This is a genomic window from Neorhizobium sp. T6_25 (assembly GCF_002968555.1).
Lineage (GTDB): Bacteria > Pseudomonadota > Alphaproteobacteria > Rhizobiales > Rhizobiaceae > Neorhizobium.
The window spans coordinates 23,566-39,188 of sequence record NZ_PVBL01000022.1 but is presented as its reverse complement, the minus strand read 5'-3'; the positions used below and the strand labels follow the sequence as shown (position 1 = coordinate 39,188).

The 15,623-nt window shown below is 62.4% G+C and carries 17 protein-coding genes and 1 tRNA gene; 9 read left to right on the top strand and 9 right to left on the bottom strand.

The genetic code is table 11. The features are described 5' to 3' along the window. The first annotated feature begins 4 nt into the window (after window positions 1–4). The 5 genes from sufC (at window position 5) to sufA (ending at window position 4,174) form a co-directional block, all read left to right on the top strand. Window positions 5–760, top strand: a complete 756-nt coding sequence (gene sufC / locus C5L10_RS24155) for a Fe-S cluster assembly ATPase SufC (RefSeq protein ID WP_046667105.1) — start codon at window positions 5–7, stop codon at window positions 758–760. A gap of 25 nt (window positions 761–785) precedes the next feature. After that, window positions 786–2,060 carry a Fe-S cluster assembly protein SufD gene (gene sufD / locus C5L10_RS24150; protein ID WP_105431729.1) on the top strand — a complete coding sequence of 425 codons (1,275 nt, stop codon included), beginning with the start codon at window positions 786–788 and terminating at the stop codon, window positions 2,058–2,060. Window positions 2,061–2,073: 13 nt separating this feature from the next. Then, a complete protein-coding gene (locus C5L10_RS24145; RefSeq protein ID WP_105431728.1) occupies window positions 2,074–3,315 on the top strand; it encodes a cysteine desulfurase in 1,242 nt (413 codons plus the stop codon). Window positions 3,316–3,326: 11 nt separating this feature from the next. Then, the gene (locus C5L10_RS24140) at window positions 3,327–3,707 is read left to right on the top strand and encodes an SUF system Fe-S cluster assembly protein (RefSeq protein ID WP_038586774.1); all 381 of its coding nucleotides are present in this window, start codon (window positions 3,327–3,329) and stop codon (window positions 3,705–3,707) included. A gap of 77 nt (window positions 3,708–3,784) precedes the next feature. Further along, window positions 3,785–4,174 (top strand): Fe-S cluster assembly scaffold SufA, encoded by a 390-nt coding sequence (gene sufA / locus C5L10_RS24135; RefSeq protein ID WP_105431727.1) that lies wholly within the window; start codon window positions 3,785–3,787, stop codon window positions 4,172–4,174. Window positions 4,175–4,179: 5 nt separating this feature from the next. Here sufA and C5L10_RS24130 read toward each other — a convergent pair whose 3' ends face one another. The 4 genes from C5L10_RS24130 to C5L10_RS24115 form a co-directional block, all read right to left on the bottom strand. Next, window positions 4,180–4,803, bottom strand: a complete 624-nt coding sequence (locus tag C5L10_RS24130; RefSeq protein ID WP_105431726.1) for a GntR family transcriptional regulator — start codon at window positions 4,801–4,803, stop codon at window positions 4,180–4,182. A 122-nt stretch (window positions 4,804–4,925) separates the two neighbouring features. Continuing rightward, window positions 4,926–6,131 (bottom strand): ABC transporter permease, encoded by a 1,206-nt coding sequence (locus C5L10_RS24125; protein WP_105431725.1) that lies wholly within the window; start codon window positions 6,129–6,131, stop codon window positions 4,926–4,928. Further along, entirely contained in the window at window positions 6,121–6,837 is a 717-nt protein-coding gene (locus C5L10_RS24120; RefSeq protein ID WP_105431724.1) for an ABC transporter ATP-binding protein, read from the bottom strand. The genes C5L10_RS24125 and C5L10_RS24120 overlap by 11 nt, the downstream gene beginning before the upstream one ends. 11 nt (window positions 6,838–6,848) lie before the next feature. After that, on the bottom strand, window positions 6,849–8,135 hold the full coding sequence (locus tag C5L10_RS24115) for an efflux RND transporter periplasmic adaptor subunit (protein WP_371411979.1): 1,287 nt from the start codon (window positions 8,133–8,135) through the stop codon (window positions 6,849–6,851). 501 nt (window positions 8,136–8,636) lie between these two features. Between C5L10_RS24115 and C5L10_RS24110 the strand changes: the two genes are divergently transcribed. Continuing rightward, window positions 8,637–8,897, top strand: coding sequence for a DUF2171 domain-containing protein (locus tag C5L10_RS24110; protein WP_105431723.1), 261 nt, complete (start codon window positions 8,637–8,639; stop codon window positions 8,895–8,897). 81 nt (window positions 8,898–8,978) lie between these two features. Here C5L10_RS24110 and C5L10_RS24105 read toward each other — a convergent pair whose 3' ends face one another. Together C5L10_RS24105 and C5L10_RS34745 are read right to left on the bottom strand one after the other, a co-directional pair. Continuing rightward, complete coding sequence (locus tag C5L10_RS24105; protein ID WP_046667096.1) at window positions 8,979–9,158, bottom strand: hypothetical protein; 180 nt, start codon at window positions 9,156–9,158, stop codon at window positions 8,979–8,981. Between the two features lie 67 nt (window positions 9,159–9,225). Then, window positions 9,226–9,351 carry a hypothetical protein gene (locus C5L10_RS34745; RefSeq protein WP_256384724.1) on the bottom strand — a complete coding sequence of 42 codons (126 nt, stop codon included), beginning with the start codon at window positions 9,349–9,351 and terminating at the stop codon, window positions 9,226–9,228. 221 nt (window positions 9,352–9,572) lie between these two features. On the opposite strand from C5L10_RS34745, the gene C5L10_RS24100 reads away from it, so the two are divergent. After that, window positions 9,573–9,809, top strand: a complete 237-nt coding sequence (locus tag C5L10_RS24100; protein ID WP_172717143.1) for a hypothetical protein — start codon at window positions 9,573–9,575, stop codon at window positions 9,807–9,809. 17 nt (window positions 9,810–9,826) lie between these two features. Here C5L10_RS24100 and C5L10_RS24095 read toward each other — a convergent pair whose 3' ends face one another. Further along, on the bottom strand, window positions 9,827–11,368 hold the full coding sequence (locus C5L10_RS24095; RefSeq protein ID WP_105431721.1) for a DegQ family serine endoprotease: 1,542 nt from the start codon (window positions 11,366–11,368) through the stop codon (window positions 9,827–9,829). Between the two features lie 935 nt (window positions 11,369–12,303). After that, window positions 12,304–12,379, bottom strand: a tRNA-Lys gene (locus C5L10_RS24090). A 205-nt stretch (window positions 12,380–12,584) separates the two neighbouring features. On the opposite strand from C5L10_RS24090, the gene C5L10_RS24085 reads away from it, so the two are divergent. Both C5L10_RS24085 and C5L10_RS24080 read left to right on the top strand, forming a co-directional pair. After that, window positions 12,585–13,343, top strand: a complete 759-nt coding sequence (locus C5L10_RS24085) for a cytochrome c biogenesis CcdA family protein (protein ID WP_105431720.1) — start codon at window positions 12,585–12,587, stop codon at window positions 13,341–13,343. A 47-nt stretch (window positions 13,344–13,390) separates the two neighbouring features. Next, on the top strand, window positions 13,391–14,353 hold the full coding sequence (locus C5L10_RS24080) for an AEC family transporter (protein ID WP_105431719.1): 963 nt from the start codon (window positions 13,391–13,393) through the stop codon (window positions 14,351–14,353). Here C5L10_RS24080 and C5L10_RS24075 read toward each other — a convergent pair. Further along, complete coding sequence (locus C5L10_RS24075; RefSeq protein WP_105431718.1) at window positions 14,330–15,532, bottom strand: UbiH/UbiF family hydroxylase; 1,203 nt, start codon at window positions 15,530–15,532, stop codon at window positions 14,330–14,332. The genes C5L10_RS24080 and C5L10_RS24075 overlap by 24 nt on opposite strands. Window positions 15,533–15,623: the final 91 nt, after the last annotated feature.

Below are 15,623 nucleotides of genomic sequence, written 5' to 3'. Positions count from 1 at the left end.
GACCATGCTTGAGATCAAGAACCTGCACGCCCGCATCGCCGAAGACGGCACCGAGATCATCCGCGGCCTGAACCTCACCGTGAAGGCTGGCGAAATCGCGGCCATCATGGGCCCGAACGGCTCCGGCAAGTCGACCCTCTCCTACATCCTGTCGGGCCGCCAGGATTACGAAGTCACCGAGGGCGACATCCTCTATAACGGCGAGAGCATCCTGGAACTCGACCCGGCCGAGCGGGCTTCCAAGGGCATCTTCCTCGCCTTCCAGTACCCGCTCGAAATTCCGGGCGTTGCCACCATGCAGTTCCTGAAGGTTGCGATGAACGAGCAGCGCAAGGCGCGCGGCGAAGCGGAACTGACGACACCGGACTTCATCCGCCGCGTCAAGGACGCCGCCGACAAGCTGAAGATCGACCAGGCCATGCTGCGCCGCCCGCTCAACGTCGGTTTCTCCGGCGGCGAAAAGAAGCGCGCCGAGATCCTGCAGATGGCGCTGCTCGAGCCGAAGCTTTGCATCCTCGACGAGACCGACAGCGGCCTCGACATCGACGCGCTGAAGATCGTCGCCGACGGCGTCAACGCGCTGAAGTCGCCGGACCGCGCCACCATCGTCATCACCCACTATCAGCGCCTGCTCGACTACATCGTGCCGGACACGGTTCATGTGCTCTACAAGGGTCAGATCATCCGCTCCGGCGACAAGGCGCTTGCGCTTGAGCTGGAAGAGAACGGCTATGCCGATATCATCGGAGAAGCGGCTTAAGCGGCCCGAAGGGAAGGATGTTGTCATGAACATGCAGACGACAAGCCGCCTCACGGCTGCGGAAACCGCGCTGGTCGAAGCCTTCGGCGCGCAGATCGGCGAACTGCCGGGCAATGGCGCCGTGATCGGCACGCGGGACCGGCTTCTGGACGATCTCAAGAAGTCCGGCCTGCCGACACGCCGCATCGAGGCCTGGCATTATACCGACCTCAAGAACCTGCTGCGTGTCCTCCCGGACGCCGCTACCGTCTCGGCAATCGATCCGGCCGCGCCTCTGGTCGAGGGATCGAAGGTCCTTTCGATCCTGCAGGGTACTGCCGATGCGAAGGCCGCCGTTGACGGCATCGAGATCGCGCTCTTCAGGGACAGGCTCGCCGACGGCTCAGCCGCGGCCGGCCTGACGGCGCTCGACAAGGACGACGCGATCGGCCGCATCAACGGCAGCTTCGTGCGCGATGGTTATGCGATCGCCGTTCCGGCCAATACGGAATTGGACGCGCCGATCGAACTGCAGGCCTTGCACGGCGCCGGCCAGGTTCATACGCGCTTCCCGGTCTCCTTCGGCGCCGCCTCCAAGGCGACGATCATCGAGCGTCACCGGTCGGTGGCGGAAGGTTCAGCGCTTGTGTCCTCGATAAGTGACATCGCGCTGGAGGACGGCGCTGACATCACCTGGATCATCCTGCAGCAGCAGGCCGCAGAGGACACCCATCTCGGCCAGATCCGCGTAAAGCTCGGCACCGATGCCAAGCTTCGGCTGTTCGTCATCAATGCCGGCGGCAAGCTGGTGCGCCAGGAACTGCGAATCGACGTGGCCGGCGAGGGTGCCGAACTGACGCTGCGCGGGGTCAACCTGCTCGGCGGCGAAAGCCACACCGACGTCACGCTGGTTCTCGGCCACAACGTGCCGAACACCAACTCGACGGAGATCATCCGCAACGTCGTGTTCGACCGCGCCAACGGTGTTTTCCAGGGCATGATCCGGGTCGCTCCGGATGCCCAGAAAACCGATGCCAAGATGTCCTGCAACACGCTTCTGTTGACCGAGGATGGCGGGTTCTCGGCCAAGCCCGAGCTCGAAATCTTCGCCGACGACGTGGTCTGCGGCCATGGCGCGACGGTTGCCGATATCGAGAGCAGCCATCTCTTCTACCTGATGGCGCGCGGCGTTCCGGAAAACAAGGCGCGGGCCATGCTGGTCAATGCCTTCGTTGCCGAGATCGTCGAGGAACTCGAGGAAGAAAAGCTGGTCGAGGCGCTGGAAGGCGTCATCTCGGCCTGGCTTGAAAAACACGCCTGAGAAGGGGCCTGATATGGACCAGAGTGCACCCTCGACGACCTACGATGTGGAAGCGATCCGCCGGGATTTTCCGATCCTGTCGACGATGGTGCACGGCAAGCCGCTGGTCTATCTCGACAACGGCGCCTCGGCCCAGAAGCCGCAGGTGGTGATCGACGCGATCAGCCACGCCTATTCCAGCGAATATGCGAACGTCCATCGCGGCCTGCATTTCCTCTCGAATGCCGCGACCGAAGCCTATGAGGCGTCGCGCGAAAAGGTGCGCCGGTTCCTGAATGCCGGTTCGGTGGACGAGATCGTCTTCACCAAGAACTCGACCGAGGCGATCAACACGGTCGCCTACGGCTGGGGCATGCCGAATATCGGTGCCGACGACGAGATCGTCGTGACGATCATGGAGCACCATTCCAACATCGTGCCCTGGCATTTCATCCGCGAGCGGCAGGGCGCCAAGCTGGTCTGGGTGCCGGTCGACGACGAGGGTGCCTTCCATATCGAGGATTTCGAAAAGTCTCTCACCAATAAGACCAAGCTCGTCGCCATCACCCATATGTCGAACGCGCTCGGCACCGTGGTTCCGGTCAAGGAAGTCTGCCGCATCGCCCATGAGCGTGGCATTCCAGTTCTGATCGACGGCAGCCAGGGCGCCGTGCACATGCCGGTCGATGTCCGCGACATCGATTGCGACTGGTACGTGATGACCGGGCACAAGCTTTACGGTCCGTCCGGCATCGGCGTGCTTTACGGCAAGTCGGACCGGCTGAGGGAGATGCGGCCGTTCCAGGGCGGCGGCGAGATGATCGTCGACGTCACCGAGGATATCGTTACTTACAACGATCCGCCGCATCGTTTCGAGGCGGGTACGCCGCCGATCGTCCAGGCGATCGGGCTCGGCTACGCGCTCGACTACATGGACAAGATCGGCCGTGCCGCGATCGCCCGCCACGAGGCGGATTTGGCCGCCTACGCGGTGGAACGCCTGCGCGCCATCAACTCGCTGCGGATCATCGGCAATGCGCCGGGCAAGGGCGGCATCTTCTCCTTCGAGCTTGCGGGCGTCCACGCCCATGACGTCTCGATGGTGATCGACCGTAAGGGCGTGGCTGTCCGCGCCGGCACCCATTGCGCCATGCCGCTCTTGAAGCGCTTCGGCGTCACCTCCACATGCAGGGCATCGTTCGGCATGTATAATACCCGTGCCGAAGTGGATGCGCTGGCCGATGCGCTCGACTACGCGCGAAAATTCTTTGCTTGAGGACTATTGCCATGGCCGCCGATGAAACGGAATTGAAGTGGGACGCCCGCGAGGGACTGATCCAATCCGCTATTCCGGCCGATGAGTTGGCGCGACTGAGCGACGACGTGATCGGAGCGCTAAAAACGGTCTATGATCCGGAAATCCCTGCCGACATCTTCGAACTCGGTCTGATCTACAAGATCGACATCGAGGACGACCGCATGGTGAAGATCATGATGACGCTGACTGCGCCAGGCTGCCCGGTCGCCGGCGAAATGCCGGGCTGGGTGGAAAACGCCGTCGGCGCCGTCGAAGGCGTGTCCGGTGTCGAAGTCGAGATGACATTCGATCCGCCGTGGACGCCGGAGCGCATGTCCGAAGAAGCCCAGGTGGCTGTCGGCTGGTATTGATCGATTAATCGGTCGGTACTACATTTGAATCGTGAAACACCGGACCTTGAATCCGTGTGCGGAAGGAGAATGAGCCCATGGGCTTCGCCATTATGACCATGACCGATGCCGCCGCGACCCGCGTCAAGCAGCTCGTCGCCAGTTCCGGACCGGAGGCCAAGGGCCTGCGCGTGGGGATCAAGAAGGGCGGCTGCGCCGGCATGGAATACACGGTCGATCTCGTCACCGAGCCCAATGCCAAGGACGACATGATCGAGTACGACGGCGCGAGCGTCTGGATCGAGCCTTCCGCCGTGCTTTATCTCCTCGGCACCCAGATGGATTTCGAAGTCACGCAGATGCGTTCGGGCTTCACCTTCGTCAATCCAAACCAGACGTCTGCCTGCGGTTGCGGCGAGTCGGTTGAGCTGAAGCCTGCGGATCTTGCCGCGCTCGCAAAGCAGCGCGAAGCCGAAGTTCACGCCTGATTACCTCATGAATTCGTCAGATGGGCGAGGAGCGTCTCCATCGCTCTTCGTGCCGCTTCGACGTCGCCCGCCCGGATGGCGCGGATGACGGCGACATGCTGGGTTACCGCCTGATCCAGCCGTTCGATAGAGGCCGTCGAAAACCACCGCCGCCGCGAATGGGTCTGGAGCGGCGCCAGCGCCGAGGTCAGGAACCGGTTGGGGCAGGCCTCCTCCAGAACCTCGTCGAAACGCTTGTCGGCATCCAGGAAGCCATGAATGTCACCGGTCGCCGCAGCGGCACCCATCGCCTTGGCGCAGTCGAGGAGGGCGCTGCGTTGCTCATCGCTGGCATGTTCCGCCACCAAGGCTGCTGCAACCGGTTCAAGCTGGCGCCGCACCTGCATGATGTTTTCGTGGTCGCTCTCGATAATCTCAGTGACCTGCAGCCCGACGCGCGGGCGCACCCGCATCAATCCCTGCCATTCGAGTTTCTGGATCGCTTCGCGCACTGGCGTGCGGCCTTGGCCCGCAAGGCCGATGAGCTGCTTTTCCGTTACCAGTGCGCCGGGCGGCAGCTTCATGGTGACAATCAGGGTTTCAAGCCGGTGATAGGCCTGTCTGCTGAGCGATTCAGCTTCGGATGCCATGGTAATCCTCTCTGATATATCAGAAGATGACATGTCGCATTTAGAATGGCAAGCCGAGCTGATATATCAGTCTGCAGTATACAGTTGTTCGTCGGCGCCCCCGGCGGCCAGAGGCGCTTTGGTCATTCGTGCCGGAGCGCTTCGATCGGATTGAGCTGCGCCGCACGCCGGGCGGGGAAATAGCCGAACACCATGCCGATCGCCGCCGAGAAGGCGAAGGCAAGCAGGATGATCGTCGGGCTGGCGACGAAGGGCACGCCGAGGAAGCTGACGACACCATACGCAAGCGCAAGGCCGGCAACGATGCCGCTGACGCCGCCGAAGATCGACAGCATCACCGCCTCGACGAGAAACTGGGTCAGCACCTGCCGCTCAAGGGCACCGATCGCGAGGCGAATGCCGATCTCGCGGGTGCGTTCGGTGACCGAAACCAGCATGATGTTCATGATGCCGATTCCGCCGACCAGCAGGCTGACAGCCGCCACCGCGCCGAGCAGGCCGGTCAGCAGCACCGTCGTGCCGGTCATTGCGGCGGCGACCTGCGACATGTCGTTGACCGAGAAATCGTCCTCGCGGCCGATCGCGATCCTGCGCCGTTCGCGCAGCAGGCTTTCGACGTCCGACTGGACCTTTGTGGTCGCCACACCATCCTGCGCCGACAGGATGATGCTGCTGATCGTCGTCGTGCCGCCGATCCGCCGCTGGTGGAGTTTCAAGGGCATGATGACCGTGTCGTCCTGGTCGTCGCCCATGCCGGACTGGCCCTTGACGGCAAGCACGCCGACCACCGGGCAGGCGACATTGCTGACACGGATATTCTGCCCGACCGGGTTGGCTGCGCCAAAGAGTTCCTTGCGCACGGTCTCGCCGATGATGCAGGCAGCCTGGCTGCCACGATCTTCGTTGGCGAGGAACGACCGGCCGAGAGACAGATCCCAGTCCTGGGCGATCAGATAATCATTGTTGGTGCCGATCACGCTCGACGAATGGTTGGCGCCGCCGGCAATCACGGTCGCGGTGCCGCGGTTCACGGGCGCCACGGCGCGAAGCCCGGCCACCTGTTCCTGGATCGCCAGGACATCCTTGTCGTTGAAGCGCTTGGCCTCGCTGCTGGCGCGTCCCGGTCCCCATTGACCCGGACGGACGAAAAGCGTGTTCGTGCCGAGGCGGGACAGTTCGGCCTGCACCTTCGCCGTCGTGCCGTTGCCGACCGTCACCATGGCGATCACCGCCGCGACACCGATGACCACGCCGAGCACGGTGAGGAAGGAACGCAGCATGTTGCGGCTGATCGCACGCCAGGCCAATTTCGCCGTCTCAAAGAACATGGTCGTGCTCCTTCACCTGCGCCTGATCCGAAGCGAGATGACCGTCGATGAAGCGCAGGAGCCGCTTGCCATAGGCGGCGATGTCCTCTTCGTGAGTGACCATGATCACGGTAATGCCGTTGTCGCGATTGAGCCGGGTGATCAGTTCCATGATCTCTGCGCTGGTCCTGGTGTCGAGATTGCCGGTCGGTTCGTCGGCAAGCAGCACGGCGGGATCGGTGACGATGGCGCGCGCGATCGCCACGCGCTGCTGCTGGCCGCCCGACAGTTCCTGCGTCGTATGGCCCTCGCGCCCCTTGAGGCCCACCTGTTCCAGCGCGACGAGCGCACGTTTGCGCCGCTCGCGGTGATCCATGCCCCGATAGACCAGCGGCAGTTCGACATTTTCGACGGCGGATGTGCGGGCGAGCAGGTTGAACCCCTGGAACACGAAGCCGAGCATGTGACGCCGCAGCAGCGTCAGCTGCGCGCGGTCGAAGCCACTCGTCGGAATGCCCTGGAACAGATATTCACCGGATGAAGGCACGTCGAGCCCGCCGATGATGTTCATCGCGGTGGACTTGCCGGAACCGGACGGCCCCATGATCGATACGAACTCGCCCGCCGTGATCGACAGGTCGATATGATCGAGAGCGCGGATCGTCGCTTCGCCGTGCCCGTAGAACTTCGAGACCTGCCTGAAGGTGATGATGGGAGGGAGCGTCATCAAAACCCTCCTCAGCTCGCCCTGGCGACGGCGTCCGTGATCAGCAGATCGCCTTGCTTGACCTCGCCGGATTTCAGCACCGTGAACTGCCCGTCGGTCGGGCCGGTCTCGACCTGAACCCGGGTCGGCACGCCAGCGCGCAGGACCCAGACGGCACGGCCTGCACTCGATGCATTGTCGCCACCGCGATTGCCGCGCGGCCGGGGCGGTGCGAAGAGCCGGGTGAGGAAATTGCCGCGGCTGCGCGCCGTCGTCGGCGGCGAGTAGCGCAGCGCCGAGTTCGGCACGAGAAGCGCGTCGGTGACCGATTGCACGGTGATGTCCGCAGTTGCCGTCATGCCGGGACGCAGCAGCAGGTCGGCATTGTCGACAGTCAGGATCGCCTTGTAGGTGACGACGTTGGAGACGGTTTCGGATGCAAAGCGCACTGCCTGGATGGTGGCCGGAAAGTTGCGATCGGGATAGGCGTCGACCGAGAATTTCGCCGACTGGCCTTCCTGGACATGGCCGACATCCGCCTCGTCGACCGCGACCTGTAACTCCATGCGCTTCAGGTCTCCGGCGATGGTGAAGAGCACCGGCGCATTCAGTGAGGAGGCGACGGTCGCCCCCGGATCCACGTCGCGCGTCAGCACGATGCCATCGATCGGCGAAACGATCTTGAGCTTGAGAAGATTGAGCTCCGAGAGCCGCAGATTGGCTTCGGCGGAAAGAACGGACGCCTCGTTGACGGCCTTGGTGGCGAGCGCCGAATCATAGGTGAATTTCGCCGCGTCCAGCTCCTGCTGGGTCGAAATGCGGTTGCTGACGAGCCCGGTCAGGCGGTCGAGCGAATTCTTGGCCGAGGCCGCTTCCGCTTCGGCCTTCAGCACGTTGGCCCTTGCCGAAGCCAACTGGGCGCGGGCGCTCTGGACATCCGCTTCCTGCTTGTTGGTGTCGAGCTCGGCGAGCACGTCTCCCTGTTTCACCGCGCTGTTGTAGCTGACATTGACCTTGCGGACGGTACCCGACAATTCGCTCGATATGTCCACCTGATCGGTCGGCTGGACCGAGCCGGTCGCCGTGACGATGACCGAGAGGCCGCCGCGCTTTGCCGGCTGGGTGGTGTAGTCGTAGCGCGGGCCGCTGCTGCCGAAATAGCTGTAAGCGCCTGCCGCAGCGGCAACGACAACGATAAGGACCGTCGGCCAGACCCAGCGGCGCTTCTTGCGCTGGTTTCCCGAATTGGCCAGGATCGCGGCGAGATCGGGCGTGCCGCTGGTCTTTGTTGCCGGGTCGGGGGTGTTCTGCACGTTCAACGGTCTGTCCTTTGCTGGGTAGCGATACAACCGGGACTAAATCTCCCGCTGCGCCGTCCTGCGGCGCAAATCCGCCGGAAGCGTGGTCGCCGGAGGGAATTCTTCTGCTCTCTCAATGACATGAAACCGGAAATGATAAAACTTAAATATCGGTAACCTATGGAGGCGAAAGAATAATTTCCGTTTCGTCCTGTGCTTAAAGCCTGCAAATAGTAATGGTGCATAAAAATACGGGTATACTTACAGTATTATGGTTGGAAATTCTCTGCGTTGGCTTGCGCTTTCGCAGCTATTCTGACCGCCCGAGGCGCCTGCCACGCTGGCCATGATCTTGTGTTCACCCTGACCAATAAAACCAAAGGTATACTCGACCGAAAGCGTGGGCAGCAGTTCGGGACGTTCTCCGCGAGTGGCCTGTTTTGTGAAAGCCTCCCAATTTCGAAGAGCATGCATCGATATTCCCATTCATGCGTTGTCGAAACGCAGAAAAGGAGATTTCCCATGATCGATGCTGCAAGAATCAAGGAACACGCCGAAGTCATCGGCGCGGATGGTGCCCATGTTGGAACGGTCGACCACGTCGAAGGCAGCCGTATCAAGTTGACGAAGAAGGACAGCGGCGAGGGCGGCCATCGAGGCCACCACCACTTCATTCCGCTGGAACTGGTCGCCGATATCGAAGGCGACAGGGTCCGTCTTTCGGCAGACGGCGATGTCGCGGTGACATTCGAAGAAGAAGAGGGCGGCAAGGCCGTTCACTGATTGCTGGACATACAAAGGCCGGCGCTTGGAAAGAGGCGCCGGCCTTTCCGCATTTCAGATTCCAATTTTACCGCGTCGCGATCACTGTGTCGAACCTGGAACGCCGAAGCGTTCCGGCAGGAAGGCGGTCTCCGCCGGAGGGCCGCTGAGGCGATCCGATTTCGTGCTGGCGGTCGGTCCGGCGGGATGCATCAGAAGGGTAACGACAAGGCCGCCCGCGATGGCGGATCCCAAGGCAATCAGGACATTCTGGGCGCTCATGACTACGGCTCCTCTCCATCCTGACAACCCCCGGAAAACAGGAAGGTTCCGGCCTCACGCCATCGTGTCAGTTCTGGGCCGAGAGTTCCGTGGGTGAGGCCATGATGTCGCCACCGCCAAGCGACTGATCGGCATATTTGAATGCCAGGATGCTGAGCACCGAAACGATCATGACCACGAATATAACGCGCATAAGACGCTCCTTCGGCCGGGCAAACGTCTTTTGTCTAGGAAGGTTCCGGCGTGGGTTTCATCAGGAGATGATAATTCACGCCTAAGTTTTGGTTAAAGCGAGATTGACTCTACCGTTACGGCGCGGCTGACTTTCCGCCGGCGGCTCCCATCTAAGCCCGGATGACTGATTTCCCTAGGACGTGGATGAGGGCGGCCGCCGAAGCAAGGAGCTATCGGCGAATGTATATCCTGGCGACCGAGATCGTGGCTGCCGAAGCCGCTCCCGGCGACTTGAAGAGAGCGGCCCGCCGGGTGTCTCGGGCTCTGGAGGACGTTGTCGACAAACCGATCGCCGATGCGCTGGTGCTTGCTCGGGCAAGGGCAAGGTTTGCAGAACTCGTCGCCGCGTTGGACAGGAGTGTGGGCGGGACCAAACGACCGCCGCCCGGTCGCGACAACCGGGCGGCGGCGAGATGATCAGGCGAGGCCGATGTTCAGCCGATCGAGAAGGGGACCGCGACGAAGGTCTGGTTCTCGCCGCGCTGGATGAGGAGCAGGACGGACTTGCGCCCGGACTTGCCGGCTTCCGCGACCGCCGCCTTGGCTTCCTTCGCCGACGTCACAGGCTGCTGGTTGATCGAGACGATGATATCTCCGGCCTGCAGGCCGGCGTCGGCAGCCGGCTTGTCGGGGGCAACGCTTTCGATCACTGCGCCGTTTTCCCGACGCGGCAGGTTGAGCGCCTCGCGGATATCCGGCGTAAGATCGGCAAGACCGATGCCGATGGTCGGAACGCGCTGGGCACTCTGCGTGGACTTGTCACCCTTGTCGGCAGAAACCTGCTGCTGGTCGGGCTCGTTGCCGCCAACAGTGATGCTGAGATTGCGGCTTTGGCCCTGACGCCAGACGGTCAGGCCCTCCTTTGCGCCGGGCGTCAGGTCGGCCACCATGCGTGACAAATCCCGCGGCGACTTGATCTGTTGGCCGCCGAGCGCGGTAATGACGTCGCCGGTCCGGATGCCGGCCTTGGCCGCCGGCGTGTCGTCGTTGACATTGGCGACCAGCGCGCCTTCCGGCTTGTCGAGGCCTATGGCGCTAGCCACATCCGCCGTCACCGGCTGGATCTGCACCCCGATGAAGCCATGCTCGATTGAGCCGTCCTTCATCAGCTTGGCGACGACCTTCTGGGCCTGGTCGGACGGGATGGCAAAGCCGACACCGACACTGCCGCCGTTGGGGGAATAGATTGCCGTATTGATACCGACGACCTTGCCTTCGAGATCGACCAGCGGGCCGCCGGAATTGCCATGATTGATCGGTGCATCGATCTGGATGAAATCGTCATAGGGGCCGCTGTGGAGATCGCGGCCGCGGGCTGAAACGATGCCGGCGGTGACGGTCGTGCCGATGCCGAACGGATTGCCGATTGCCAGAATCTGGTCGCCGGCATTGAGCTTGTCCGAATCGCCCCAGGCGATCGTCGCCAGCGGCTTCGGCGCGTTGATCTTGATGACGGCGAGATCGGATTTCGCGTCGGCGCCGATCAGCTTGGCCGGGACGTCGGTGCCGTCGTCGAGCGTCACCTTGATATCGATCGCGTTGTCGATCACGTGATTGTTGGTGACGATGTAACCGTCGGCCGTGACGACAAAGCCGGAGCCGAGAGCTTCGGTCCGGGGAGCCTGACGCTGCTGCGGCATATGGCGCGGCATGGGAATGCCCTGCTGGCCGAAGAACTGCCGGAACTGTTCGTCGAACGGCGAATTGTCGTCCAAGGGCGAGCTGTCGTCCGAAGCGACGTTCTGCGCCTTCATCGTGGTGGTGATGGTGACGACGGCCGGTTTGTCGGCGGAAACGATCGGTGCGAACGAACCACCCGGAGCGACGATGCCCGAAACTGAGCCGGCAGCAGCCGTTGCCGTGGTTGCTGCATGCGCCGCATTGGTGCCGAGAATGACCGGCACGGAGAGCGGGACAGCGATGATGGCGGCGCCAAGAAGTGCCGCGATCCGATGTCTGCGAAGGATATTTGACATGGAGGTCTTCCTTTCAATCTGCAGCCCTTGCGACGGGAGGCGGCGCTTTGGGGCGAACAGGATCGGAGCTGCGCGGGTGAGCGCGGCCGATCGGTTGGGGTTCTGGAGATTTGCGGAGCTGAAAAGCCGGCCTTGGAGAAAGCCGTCGCATCAGAAACCGGTTCACGGGAACGCGGGTGAAGCGACTTCGAACGCCTGGCTATCGAAGTCGATCGCTGGGCGGTCCGGTGAGGTGCATGACCGGGCAGGACGCCGGCGACACGGGGGAAGGCTGGTTTATCGGGACGAGCGAGCGCATATCTGAGCTCCACCTTCGGCAAACGGTTGTGAAACTGGCTCTGCCGTCACGGCCTCTCCGGCCGTCGGCAGCATTCAGTCTTGAAGACAGAAATACGCCTCTAAGCCTCGAAGGTCAGCTTAATAATAAATAAGGTTTGGAAGGCCCCATTTGCCGAACTTTAGGCCAAATGCTCCGCTCCGGAGACGTCTTTGATCTCACGAAATAAGCTATTTCAAGGGCTTGACGCTGCACCCGGAGTTTTCGCCCGCCCGCGATTTGCAGCCGCAAACGTGATCTGGCTGTAATGAATGGCATCCGCTCTGAAGATGAGCAAATTGTAATGGGTGAGGCGGGGCTTTTTCGATGCGTTTGAGCGTGATCCAGGACCGGATCTAAGAAAGGACGGCCGACGTGATCTCGTGGCAGCGACGTGACGTCAATCGGTCGCCCGACCCCGTTCTAAAGTTAACGGCAGTCGCGTCCTGATCGGCTTGTGACAGACCGGCCGGATTTCGTCCACCCACATTGTGACGAAGCAGTGCGCAGCGATTCTATCCGCCACTGCGAACGAGACAGCGCGCGGAGCCTTGGCCCATGCACACCAAACCACTGCAATCGCATTGGTGCCGTTTAAGTGTATGATTGAATTTGGGTATGGTGAGAGCGTCGGGGTTCGAACCCGAGACCTACTGATTAAAAGTCAGTTGCTCTACCAGCTGAGCTACGCTCTCCCGCGGCCGCGGGTAAGCGCGTCCTTGAAAGTGCGCGGAACATAGGCAGGTGACCCCTTGCGGTCAACCCGCAAAAACAGCAAAAATGCGGCTATCTGACGCTTTTCCGCCGCGGTGCGAAAAGGTGATTGGCATTCGCCGCGTTCGGCCATTACCTCAAGCGTAAGACGCGGGCTCCCGGAAAGCCCGCCATCCGGAGCCACACGTGTCGATTGCCGAAATATCCCTGCTGAGCGCGCTTCTTGCCGGCGCATTGTCGTTTCTCTCTCCTTGCGTGCTGCCGCTCGTGCCGCCCTATCTCTGTTATATGGCGGGCATTTCGGTCGAGCAGTTCCGCGGCGGCGGAGGGGCGGCGGTTATCGATTCGGGGGGCGGAACACGGCGGGCGGTACTCAAGTCGGCATTGTTCTTCACCCTCGGGTTCGCCACCGTCTTCGTGGCGCTCGGGGCCGGCGCCTCGACGATCGGCGTGCTGTTGCGTCAGCATGTCGATCTCCTGTCGAAGCTCGGCGGCCTGATCATCATCGTCATGGGGCTGAATTTTCTAGGGGTTTTCCGGATAGGCCTTCTCGCCCGCGAGGCACGCTTCCAGGGCGGCGGCCAGCCGGCGACGCTCTCCGGCGCCTATGTCATGGGACTTGCCTTCGCTTTCGGCTGGACGCCCTGCATCGGCCCGGTGCTTGGCGCCATCCTCGGCGTCGCGGCATCCCGCGACACGGTCGGCGAGGGGGCGGCATTGCTCGCCATCTATTCGCTCGGCCTTGCCGTGCCGTTCTGGATCGCCGCCGGCTTCTCCGGTGCGTTCATGCGGTTCCTCACCCGTTTCCGCCGCCATCTCGGCATGGTCGAGAAGGTCATGGGGGTCTTCCTGATTCTGACTGGGCTTGCTTTCATCTTCGGTTTCGTCACTTCGGCCGCAATCTGGTTCCAGCAGACCTTTCCAATCCTGATGCAAATCGGCTAACGGAAAAGCGTCTTCCAATACGGCCCGCTCGTTCGGGCAGGGAACCGATGGCCGATATCATTGCATTGCTGTTGCCCTTCTTCGGGCTGATCTTCATCGGCTATCTGGCTGCGAGAGCGACGAAACAGCCGGCCGAAGCGCTCGGCTGGATGAATACGTTCATCATCTACGCGGCTCTGCCGGCGCTGTTCTTCAAGCTCGTTTCCCGCACCCCGGTCGAGCAGTTGACCCGGGCCGACTTCATCTTCGGTGAGATCGGCGCGACCTACCTGGTCTTCTTCGTTCTCTTCCTGATCGGCTTCTTTTTGCGTCGCAATTCGTTCGCCGATTGCACCATCCAGTCGTTTGCCGGCGCCTACGGCAATATCGGCTATATGGGGCCGGGCCTGGCGCTGCTGGCTTTCGGTGAAGCGGCAGCGGTGCCGGTGGCGCTGATCGTCTGTTTTGAAAACGCCGCGCATTTCATCGTTGCGCCTGCGATGATGGCGGTGGCCGGCGGCGACAAACGCCCAGCCAGCCACGTGGTCGGCGATATCGTCCGGAAAGTCGTGCTGCACCCATTCATCATCTCGACGGCGCTCGGTTTCTGCTTCGCGGCATTTGCCGTTCAGCCGCCGGCTGCCTTCCAGCGGCTTATCGATTACCTCGCCCAGGCGGCGGCCCCTTGTGCGCTGTTTGCCATGGGGGTGACGCTGGCGCTCCGGCCGATCAAGCGCGTGCCGGTGGAGATCAGCTATATCACGGTCTCCAAGCTGATCGTGCTGCCGATGACCACCTATGCGGTCCTGTCGCTGATCGGCAATTTCGATCCCGTTTGGATCTATTCCGCGACTTTGCTTTCGGCGCTGCCGACGGCGACCAACGTTTTTGTCATCAGCCAGCAATACGGCGTCTGGCAGGAGAGGGCGTCGGCGAGCATCCTGATCATTACGGTCGCATCGGTGGCAACGCTGCCGGTGCTGCTTTACCTCATCACTTCAGGCGCGTTACCGCCGGATCTCTTTCCGTAAGGCATCGACGACGGCACGCAGGCCACGACCCGGTTCGATACCTTCCCGCATCAGCAGATTGCGAAGCGGCGGCGCGTAGCTGAGGATGTGCAGGCCGGCGGCGCGCAGCATCTGGACGGGCAGGAAATCCGATAGCAACGAACGGTTGAGGAGATCGACGCCGACTGTGCGGCTGAGGATGTCCGGGCCGCGGCGCCGGTTGAAGCGATCGCCCGCATCCGCAGGCACCGGACGGTCGCCGGTTGCGGCAAGCAGGTCAGAAAGCGCGATGATGTCGCGCAGCGACAGGTTGAGGCCCTGCGCTCCGATCGGCGGAAAGGCATGCGCGGCCTCGCCGATCAGCGCCAGCCGACCCCTGCCGAACCGCTCTGCCATCAGGCTGGAGAGTGGCCACGCCTGTGCCTTGCCTTCGACCTTCACCTTGCCGAGCATCGACTGCATGCGGTCTTCGACCAGCCGCGACAGTTCCTCGGTCGGAAGCTCGACGAGACGGCGGGCTTCATCCGGCTTCACCACCCAGACGAGGCTGGAGCGCAGGCCGGGCAGGGGAACCTGGGTGAACGGTCCGCTTTCCGTATGGACTTCGGTCGAAACATTGCCGTGCGGCAGGCTGTGGGCGAAGTTCAATACCACCGCCGACTGGGGATAGGACCAGCGGCGCACGCCGATGCCGGCCGTTTCCCGCGCTTTCGACTGACGCCCGTCCGCACCCACGACGAAATCGGCGCTGGCAATCGTGCCGTCCGACAGTGTCAGCATCACTCTCTCGGCCGAGAAATCGAAGGTCTCGACGGTCTGGGCGACGTTGGTAATATTGCGTTCTGCAGCCACCGCCGCATCCAGCGTTTCCGACAGCGCCCGGTTTGGTATGTTGTAGCCGAAGGCGTAGAGGCCGACATCCTGCGCCCGGAACTGCGCGGTCGGCGCGCGCAGCAGCCGCTTGGTACCGTCGACGATCTGCATGACCGAAAGCGGCGCGGCGGAAGGCGCGATCTCCTCCCAGACGCCAAGTCGTTCGAGAAAGCGAATGGAGTGGTCCATCAGTGCGGTCGTACGCTCGTCGGTTTTCTCGGACGAAGGCGCGATGATCGCCACCTTGCGGCCGGCACGCGCGAGCGCCAGTGCGGCAACCGATCCGGCCAGTCCCCCGCCCACCACGGCGATCTCGAAATGCTGCATGTCCGTCGTCCTGCTCTGCAAAATGTACTCTCGATTATCTAGAGCTTCGCGACGGGCATATCCATGGGGCACGGCAGCGCAGCATGGAAAA

Coding starts and splice junctions, on each gene's coding strand:
- sufC (WP_046667105.1), top strand. CDS start 5: ATGCTTGAGATCAAGAACCTGCACGCCCGCATCGCCGAAGACGGCACC.
- sufD (WP_105431729.1), top strand. CDS start 786: ATGAACATGCAGACGACAAGCCGCCTCACGGCTGCGGAAACCGCGCTG.
- C5L10_RS24145 (WP_105431728.1), top strand. CDS start 2,074: ATGGACCAGAGTGCACCCTCGACGACCTACGATGTGGAAGCGATCCGC.
- C5L10_RS24140 (WP_038586774.1), top strand. CDS start 3,327: ATGGCCGCCGATGAAACGGAATTGAAGTGGGACGCCCGCGAGGGACTG.
- sufA (WP_105431727.1), top strand. CDS start 3,785: ATGGGCTTCGCCATTATGACCATGACCGATGCCGCCGCGACCCGCGTC.
- C5L10_RS24130 (WP_105431726.1), bottom strand. CDS start 4,803: ATGGCATCCGAAGCTGAATCGCTCAGCAGACAGGCCTATCACCGGCTT.
- C5L10_RS24125 (WP_105431725.1), bottom strand. CDS start 6,131: ATGTTCTTTGAGACGGCGAAATTGGCCTGGCGTGCGATCAGCCGCAAC.
- C5L10_RS24120 (WP_105431724.1), bottom strand. CDS start 6,837: ATGACGCTCCCTCCCATCATCACCTTCAGGCAGGTCTCGAAGTTCTAC.
- C5L10_RS24110 (WP_105431723.1), top strand. CDS start 8,637: ATGATCGATGCTGCAAGAATCAAGGAACACGCCGAAGTCATCGGCGCG.
- C5L10_RS24105 (WP_046667096.1), bottom strand. CDS start 9,158: ATGAGCGCCCAGAATGTCCTGATTGCCTTGGGATCCGCCATCGCGGGC.
- C5L10_RS34745 (WP_256384724.1), bottom strand. CDS start 9,351: ATGCGCGTTATATTCGTGGTCATGATCGTTTCGGTGCTCAGCATCCTG.
- C5L10_RS24100 (WP_172717143.1), top strand. CDS start 9,573: ATGTATATCCTGGCGACCGAGATCGTGGCTGCCGAAGCCGCTCCCGGC.
- C5L10_RS24095 (WP_105431721.1), bottom strand. CDS start 11,368: ATGTCAAATATCCTTCGCAGACATCGGATCGCGGCACTTCTTGGCGCC.
- C5L10_RS24080 (WP_105431719.1), top strand. CDS start 13,391: ATGGCCGATATCATTGCATTGCTGTTGCCCTTCTTCGGGCTGATCTTC.
- C5L10_RS24075 (WP_105431718.1), bottom strand. CDS start 15,532: ATGCAGCATTTCGAGATCGCCGTGGTGGGCGGGGGACTGGCCGGATCG.